The sequence below is a fragment of the Cypionkella sp. genome, assembly GCF_028290025.1.
In the GTDB taxonomy this organism is placed as follows: domain Bacteria; phylum Pseudomonadota; class Alphaproteobacteria; order Rhodobacterales; family Rhodobacteraceae; genus Cypionkella.
On sequence record NZ_JAQGKQ010000089.1, the window covers coordinates 1 to 8,288 of the forward strand.

Here is an 8,288-nt window from a genome sequence, read left to right on the forward strand (position 1 = left end):
AGGCGGACGCGTCTCGATCCCCGGCGTGTACGGTGGTTTTCTCGACAAATTTCCGCTGGGTGCGCTGATGGAAAAAGGCTTGCAGATCCGCACCGGGCAAACTCACGTGCAAAAATACCTGCAAGAACTGTTGCACCGCATCAGCGAAGGCGAGATCGACACCACGTTTCTCATCTCGCACCGCTTGCCGCTGGAAGATGCCGTACGCGGCTATGAAAACTTTCGCTTCAACCAAAACGAATGGACCAAAGTCGTCCTCAAACCAGGAACCGAGGTGCGAACATGACGGATGCAAAGCTTGGCGAACCAGTATCGGCCGGCGATCCAGCAGCATGGCCTTGGCGACGCTAAGGCTGGCCCAGTGCGTCGCTTCGGTGCTAGGATGCGGTGTTACACAAAGGGATCAGGCGATGAACGATGCCTCGTACAAATTGTCCGCAAGGCCGTGGCTGGTGGCTACGGCATTATTTTGCGCTTTGATGATTACCAAGCCAGCGCACGCGGATTGCAATGACCGGCCGGCAGCAGCAGTGGATTGGACAGACTGTTCAAAAGAGCGCTTGATGCTGAACGAAAGTGATATGACGGCAGGTATTTTCGTTAATACTTTTCTGTCGGGCACAGGATTCAATAACGCCCGGATGGCCGGAGCAAACCTTCAGCGCAGCGAGTTAGTTCGCAGCTCGTTTATCGGCGCTGATCTATCTGGAGCGAACTTCGAAAAATCGCTGGCGAGCCGGTCTGATTTCAGCGGTGCTAATCTGCGGGGCGCACGGCTCGTCAAAGCTGAATTTCTGCGGGTCGGCTTTGTGAAAGCTGACCTTACCGATGCCGATCTCAGTGGCGGAGACTTTTATCGCAACGACTTCACTGATGCGCAGATGAGTGGCGCGAATTTGCACGACGCGATCATGCCACGCACGACGTTTACCGGCGCAACGATGAAGGGCGCTAATCTAGCGGGTGCTTTTCTGCTGCGGACGCGTTTTGACAATGTAGACCTGTCGCAGGTCACTGGACTGGAGCAGACACAGCTCGATCAAGCCTGTGGCGACGCGAAGACTATCCTGCCCGCTGGGCTGACGGTGCCAACGCAGTGGCCCTGCTCGGACGAGTAAATTCCCACGCGGTATCGCTGAGCGGCTTGTTCCGGCTTATTAACAAGGTGGCACTCCTCAAGGAGGATAAGGCGGACGCGCGGAAATGCTGCATTTTTCAAGAATGTTGTTGACGCCGATGTTGTCTGACAACTAAGTTGTCAGACAACATAACTCCGCAACTTCGCAGTAGGGCCAGCCATGAAAAATTTCGATGAAACCCGTTTTCTGGATATCCAACAGGGAGCCGTCGCGCTTGCCCCGCGTATCGACGCCGCTATCTCGACAGCAGTTGCTGCAGGTGCGGAAACCATGTTCTTCCTCGGAACCGGCGGGGTCGCATATCTTATGGAGCCTGCGATCCAGCTTTTGCAGCGCTGTTCAAGCTTTCCGGTGTTTCGCGATTATCCGGCGGAACTGCTGACCTCGGGCAACCGTAATCTGACAGCACGCTCGATCGTCATTATGCCTTCGCTTTCCGGCACCACCAAGGAAAGCGTTGCGATGCTGGGCCAGTTGAAAGAGATCGGCGCGCAGGTAATCACGCTTATTGGTCATCTCGACACGCCGCTGGGTCATGGTGGCAACCCAGCGTTGGTAAACTTTGCAGCAGACGATACTTCAAGTGAATCCTTCTACATCCAAGCCCTGCTGGTGGCGCTGTCGCTGATGAAAGCGCGCGGTGAAATTAACGATTACGACGCCATTCTTGCAGAAATGCAGAGCCTCCCGCAGATGTTGCTGGCCACCAAACGCCGCTTTGAGCCGAAGGCAGATCACTTCGCGCGCATCATCGCGGGGGCCGATTATCATATGTTTACGGCTGCGGGTAACATGTGGCCTGCCGCCAATTACTATGCGACCTGCATTTTAGAAGAGATGCAATGGATACGCACCCGCCCGGTTCATGCAGCTGACTTTTTCCATGGCCCGCTCGAACTTATCGAAAAAGGCGTCAGTTTGATCCTGATGCGTGGCGAGGATGACGCGGGCGCTTTGGCCGATCGTGTGGCAAGCTTTGCGCCTCAATACACTGACCATTTCACCGTGCTGGATACCGCCGACTATGTGCCGGAAGCCACTTCTCCCCGCTTGCGGGCGCTGCTGTCTCCGGCTTTTATGGCGACCATTCTGGAACGATTGTCGGCGCATCTTGAGGTCATCCGTGATCATCCACTGGTGACGCGGCGTTACTACAAGCGCGTCGCTTACTAAGGACGGTTTGGCAGGAGCCCAGTCATGAAACAGACGCCTCTGCAATTTGCGACCGTCGGTGACAACTGCATTGATCGCTATCTGCCGCTGGCTCAGGCGGCCGTGGGGGGCAATGCGCTCAATGTTGCAGTACAGCTGGCGCTGGCGGGTGAGCCCTGCACATATTTCGGCGCAGTGGGACTTGATGAGGCGGGACGCTGGACGCGTGATGCGCTGATGGGAAACGGCGTTTCGGTTTCGCATTTGCAAGAGTTGGACGCCCCCACCGCCTACACAGACATTGACGTGGACGCTGCGGGCGAACGCATTATTGCCTTTGAAGAATTTGGCAGCACTGCGCTGTATCGGCCCACGCCGAGCGACATTTCGGCGCTGAAAACGATGGGTCACATCCATATCGGCTGGTTTAACGGGGCCGCTGCGCTGCGCGACGCCCTTGCAGGCAGTGGTGTCAGCTTTTCGCAGGATGTAGCGGTCAATCCAGATGCTTTCGGGCTGGATGTCGGCTTTGAATCGGTTGGTCCGTCAGAGATTTTGGCGCGTGAAGCGTTGCAACGCCTGCTGGGCTGTGGCTGCAAGGTTGCAGTCGTGACCTGTGGTGCGATGGGCAGCATGGCGAGCGATGGTACCGAGACCGTGGTCACCGGTATTCGCGCGCTGTCCTCGGTTGTGGATACAACCGGGGCGGGAGATACATTCATCGCCGGATTCCTTGCAGCCTGGAAACGCGGACAGCCGCTGGCGGCCTGCCTTGCCACCGGCCGGGACGCCGCAGCGCAAACTTGCGGCCATGTCGGTGGCTTTCCGCAAACCTTGCAAAGGTTGTAAATCGCGGCCAGTTCAATGTTGACAGACGTATGACAACATGCGCCCACTGCCACAGAGGATGCGGGAAACCGTAGGAATTAACAGGAGGAGACTACAATGAAATTAGCTTTTATCGGCGCGATTGCCGCCGTTTTGATGGCGCCTGCCGTCTTTGCAGGAGAGACGCTGGACCGCGTCGATAGCACCAAAGTGCTGAAGGTTGCGACCAATGCAGGCTGGCCTCCGCAAAGCTATCTTGACGACAGCAATCAGCTTGTTGGCTTTGATATTGATGTCGCCAACGAGATCGCGAAACGGATGGGCGTGACCGCAGAATTTGATACGCCGGAGTGGAACGTAATGACTGGCGGTCGTTGGAGCGGGCGTTGGGATCTTGCGGTCGGGTCGATTACACCGACCAAGCCACGCTCGGAAGTCTTGGATTTTGCGGGGATTTATTACTACACACCCTATGTGTTCGCGGTCAACGCTGACAGCAAGGTCACCGATCCGAAAGAGCTGAACGGCAAGAAAATCGGTGTCGAGACCGGCACGACCTCGGAAGAATACATCAACCGCCGACTGGTGATTGATGCGCCCGGCGTGGCTCCAGTCGAATACTGGTTGGAACCGGGTGAGATTAAAACCTACGCCGATTCTATGCTGCCCTTTGACGATCTGCGCCTAGGCGACGGCGTGCGCGTCGATGCGGTTATCGCGGGCGAACAGACCGTGTTGAACGCCATTAAGAATGGCTATCCGATCAAAATCGTGCCCGGTGGTTACGCCTTCCGTGAGCCTCTGACCATTGTCGCTGACAAAGGTGATGCAGATTGGACCGCCAAGGTTGGCGAGACGATTGCCGCGATGAAAGCGGATGGCACGTTGGGTCAGTTGACGACCAAATGGTATGGCAAAGACTACAGTAACTAATCTGATGATGGCGCGCGGCAGACCCCGCGCGCCATTTTCTTCACCGCTTGAACTAAGCATTTCTCAGAGATTTCAATGACAGCAGTGCCTTCCAACGATTACGTCGATGTCTGGTATCGCAGACAAGCCCCTGCCGATCTTCCACAACACCCCGCACTCCAAGCCCGCATTGAGGCAGATATTTGCATCATCGGCGGCGGACTTGCTGGGCTTATGGCGGCATATGAGTTGGCAAAAGCTGGCCGCAAAGTTGTGCTGGTGGAGGCGCGCCGGATTGGTTGGGGCGCATCTGGCCGCAATGGCGGCTTTGTGAGCCCCGGCTACTCGTTGGGGTATGAAGCTATTGCCGCCCGGGTTGGTCCGATGGCCGCAAAAGAGCTGTTTCAAATGTCGATTGAAGGCATGCAGCTCGTCGCCAATAATATCCGCGAACTTAACGTCACTGCTGCAAACCCCTGCCCCGGCATCCTTGGGGCTGTGCGCTATGACGCGGGCCGCCAGCTTGCCGATCACCGGGACTGGTTGGCAAAAGAATTCAATTACGAGGTGGCGCATCTGGACCGCGCCGCGCTGGCAGAGCATGTGACCTCCCCCAGTTATCATCAGGCGCTGCATGATCAAAATGCCTTCCACTTCGATCCGCTGGCCTATTGCCTTGGGCTAGCCCGCGCGGCTAAGGCCGCTGGCGCTGCGATCTATGAAGGCACTTCGGCAGACGTGATTGAGGGCGGTTTGGGTCGCTGGACGGTGACCACGCCGCAAGGCCGGATTTCGGCGCGCGATGTGCTGGTGACGACCGGCGGCTATACCGACCGGCTGGTGCCAGAACTGCACCGCGCTTTCCTGCCGATTGCCACTTACGTCATGATAACCCGTGCCGCGCCCGAGTTGATCGCCAGCGCGATCCACACCCGTTCGGCGATTGGCGACGACCGCCGCGCAGGGGATTACTACCGTCTCGTCGATGGCGGCAAACGTATCCTTTGGGGTGGCAAGATCACCACCCGCACCACCGAGCCGCGCGATCTGGGCAAACTGCTGCACAAGACCATGACCGACACCTATCCGCAGCTTGCGGGGCTAGAGATCGACACGGTTTGGACCGGTCTTATGTCTTACGCGCGGCACCGGATGCCACAGATCGGTAAACTGGCCTCGGGGCTTTGGCATTGCACCGCATTCGGCGGGCATGGCATGAACACCACCGCAATCGGCGGCCGTGTCGTGGCCGAAGGTATCCTCGGTCAATCCGAACGCTACCGCAGCTTTGCGCCGTTTGGGCTGGAGTGGACAGGCGGCGTCGCAGGCATGGCAGCGGTGCAACTGACCTATTGGCGGTATCAGGCGATGGATGCCTGGCGCGAACGCAAAGGCTGAGTGACATGCATTTCAGAGATAACATCGACTATCCACCGCTGCTGACCCGGCCCAGCGTGTTTGTGCCCATGCTAACGGCGATTTTCGGCGGGCTATGGTGGTTTCAAGCGGGTAACAGTGCGATTGGCCGATTGGTTTTAGGACTGGCACCTTGGGCCGAAGGCAACCCGCTGAACCTGCTGACTGCCGCTTTCGTGACGGTGCTGGTTGGCTTCAACATCTTTGTGGTGATGCGTCTGCCGCTGCGTCAGCAAGTCTGGCTGGTCTGGGGAGAACTGGCGGCGCTGATCTTGCTGTTCTTCTACTCCTTCGACCTCAGCTTCGCGTTCATTCAGCGCAAAATCGGCTTTCTGATCACGCAGGGTCTTGTGATGACGCTGTATATCTCTGCGGTGTCCATCGTCATTGCGACGGTGCTGGCGCTGTTGGGGGCGATGGCAAAGCTGTCGTCTAACGGCATCGCACAGGGTATCGCGCATTTCTACACTTCGCTGTTCCGGGGTCTGCCGTTGCTGATGCAAATTTACATGATCTACCTTGGCCTGCCGCAACTGGGCTATGTCGTGGATGCTGTCCCGACCGGGATCGCTGCACTGTCGCTTTGCTACGGCGCATATATGACCGAGATTTTCCGCGCCGGAATTGAAAGCATCCCCAAGGGCCAGTGGGAAGCGGCCCGCGCCCTGGGCATTCGGCCGATGTCAGTGATGACCCGAATTATTTTGCCGCAGTCGATGCGGGTCATCATTCCGCCGACAGGAAACCAGTTTATCTCCATGCTGAAGGACAGCTCGCTAGTCTCTGTCGTGGGCGTATGGGAGCTGATGTATCTGGCGCGCACCCAAGGCCAGACCGAATTCCGCCACATCGAGATGATGGTCACGGCTTCACTGATTTACTGGCTGATGTCTATCGTGCTGGAACTGCTGCAAAAACGCATTGAGACCCATTTCAACAAGGCGGCATCGCGATGAATACTTTGGAAACTGCGGCGCCCGCTATTGAGATCCGCGGCCTGAACAAGTGGTACGGCAATTTGCAGGTGCTTCACGACGTCGATCTCACCGTCGCGCAGGGTGAGCGTTTGGTAATTTGCGGCCCGTCTGGGTCGGGTAAATCGACGCTGATCCGCACGGTGAATGCCTTGGAAGGCTTCCAAAGCGGCGAAATCAAAGTCGCAGGCATCACTCTTAGCCGCGATCAAGGAGTCGTCGAGGATATCCGTCGCCGCGTCGGCATGGTGTTCCAACAGTTCAACCTGTTCCCACATCTCACAGTGCTTGAAAACTGCGCACTCCCCCTGCGGCTGGTACGCGGGCTGAATAAGGCCGAGGCTCGGGATCGGGCGATGCACTACCTGTCCAAAGTGCGCATTCCCGAACAGGCGCTAAAATACCCTGCGCAACTTTCGGGCGGCCAACAACAACGCGTGGCCATCGCCCGCGCGGTGGCGATGCAGCCAGAGGTTATGTTGTTCGATGAGCCAACCTCGGCACTCGACCCAGAGATGGTCAAGGAAGTGCTAGACGTGATGGTGGGTCTTGCGGAAGAAGGCATGACCATGTCGGTCGTCACGCATGAAATGGGCTTTGCGCGTCAGGTGGCAGATCGAGTGATCTTCATGGATGCTGGGCGGATCGTCGAACAAGGGCCGCCTTCAACCTTCTTCACGGCCCCCAAAAGTGAACGCACCAAAGCGTTTCTCCAACAAGTGTTGCACTAGTTTTGGCGGCTACTGTCGGGAAAAATTGAACGAAATTTTCGATCCCCGATGGTAGTCTCGCGCATAAAGTACTGGCAGCCCGCTTTCCGACAAACAGGTTTCCGAAACCAGCAACCAAGGCTCTGCACGAGCGGGACCGTCCAGCACGCCGTCGGGTAAAAACGCCGCCGCCACATTCGCGCTCGACATCACCGGACGCTGGCCCAAGCGTTCCAACAATTCGTTGAGTGAGCCATCAAATGCTGCTTCGTCGGGAACAGATCCGATAACAGCCAGCGGCATCACGTCGATCGAATAGACCAAGACTTCGCCCTTCGCTTCGCGCAATCTTTCCAACACAAAAATCTCGGCACTAGGCGCTAATCCAAGCGCAATCTCCGCCAGGGGATCCTCAGACGCGGCAATGGTGCGGGCCGACAGCACCCGGGTTTCATGCGCATAACCCAGTGCCGCGAGCATCCGACTGATGCTTTCAAACACCGTGATCGGGCGCGCAACTTTCAGGGACGCCGCAGCCGTAACGAACCGCCCGCGACCATGCTCGGTGACAATCAGCCGTTCCTGCTCCAACAGCCGCAATGCCTCCCGCACCGAGGGCCGCGAGACGCTAAACGCTGCACATAACTCAGCCTCCGTCGGGATCTGATCTCCGGCTTTCAGCCCATGTTCGCGGATGTAATCGCTTACCGCATCTCGAACCTGCTCTGCCATCTTTTTATGGGACCGAAGCGGTCGGGTCGTCAGCATGGCGGCTAATCCGATTATGGGCAATGTCAGTTATCATACGACGTTGGCACCGGCTGCGACAAGGCGGGGTATTCGCTACGCCCGTTTGTCGCGTAAAAAAGGTCGCGGATGCTAGTAAATTAGGCTGAAACCTCAAAATGGCCTCACTGCTCGAACGTCTCGCTGTGCATGACGGCCGTCCGGAGTGGCCTTGCGACCATTTGGTTCCCTGCATTTAATTGTCAATTTTGGGAACGTTGTGAGGTCTGCACAGTTTTCCGGCCAGCGCATCTCTGCGTCATCGAAACATACATCAACTGGAGATGATGATGAAAAAACTTATGCTTTCCACGGCGGTTTTTACCGCTCTTGCGGGTTCGGCTTTCGGGCAGGACGCAGGCAGCATGTTC

The 8,288-nt window shown here is 57.2% G+C and carries 8 protein-coding genes and 1 pseudogene; 8 read left to right on the plus strand and 1 reads right to left on the minus strand.

Annotated features, from left to right (window positions below; all coding sequences use genetic code 11):
- From JWS10_RS15605 to JWS10_RS15640, 8 genes and pseudogenes are all read left to right on the plus strand, one after another.
- Nucleotides 1-286 (plus strand): annotated as a pseudogene (locus tag JWS10_RS15605) (glutathione-dependent formaldehyde dehydrogenase); the annotation flags it as partial.
- Nucleotides 287-410: 124 nt separating this feature from the next.
- Nucleotides 411-1,118 carry a pentapeptide repeat-containing protein gene (locus tag JWS10_RS15610; RefSeq protein WP_299508789.1) on the plus strand — a complete coding sequence of 236 codons (708 nt, stop codon included), beginning with the start codon at nucleotides 411-413 and terminating at the stop codon, nucleotides 1,116-1,118.
- Between the two features lie 180 nt (nucleotides 1,119-1,298).
- A complete protein-coding gene (locus JWS10_RS15615; protein ID WP_299508790.1) occupies nucleotides 1,299-2,312 on the plus strand; it encodes an SIS domain-containing protein in 1,014 nt (337 codons plus the stop codon).
- Between the two features lie 24 nt (nucleotides 2,313-2,336).
- A complete protein-coding gene (locus JWS10_RS15620) occupies nucleotides 2,337-3,140 on the plus strand; it encodes a PfkB family carbohydrate kinase (protein WP_299508791.1) in 804 nt (267 codons plus the stop codon).
- A 96-nt stretch (nucleotides 3,141-3,236) separates the two neighbouring features.
- Nucleotides 3,237-4,052, plus strand: coding sequence for a transporter substrate-binding domain-containing protein (locus tag JWS10_RS15625; protein ID WP_299508792.1), 816 nt, complete (start codon nucleotides 3,237-3,239; stop codon nucleotides 4,050-4,052).
- A gap of 75 nt (nucleotides 4,053-4,127) precedes the next feature.
- Nucleotides 4,128-5,429, plus strand: a complete 1,302-nt coding sequence (locus tag JWS10_RS15630; protein ID WP_299508793.1) for an FAD-binding oxidoreductase — start codon at nucleotides 4,128-4,130, stop codon at nucleotides 5,427-5,429.
- A 5-nt stretch (nucleotides 5,430-5,434) separates the two neighbouring features.
- Nucleotides 5,435-6,403: an amino acid ABC transporter permease gene (locus JWS10_RS15635; RefSeq protein ID WP_299508794.1), complete on the plus strand. Its 969-nt coding sequence runs from the start codon at nucleotides 5,435-5,437 to the stop codon at nucleotides 6,401-6,403.
- Entirely contained in the window at nucleotides 6,400-7,152 is a 753-nt protein-coding gene (locus tag JWS10_RS15640; protein WP_299508795.1) for an amino acid ABC transporter ATP-binding protein, read from the plus strand. The genes JWS10_RS15635 and JWS10_RS15640 overlap by 4 nt, the downstream gene beginning before the upstream one ends.
- A 9-nt stretch (nucleotides 7,153-7,161) precedes the next feature.
- Here the strand turns inward: JWS10_RS15640 and JWS10_RS15645 are convergent, their stop codons facing one another.
- The gene (locus JWS10_RS15645) at nucleotides 7,162-7,863 is read right to left on the minus strand and encodes a GntR family transcriptional regulator (protein ID WP_299508796.1); all 702 of its coding nucleotides are present in this window, start codon (nucleotides 7,861-7,863) and stop codon (nucleotides 7,162-7,164) included.
- Nucleotides 7,864-8,288 lie beyond the last annotated feature (425 nt).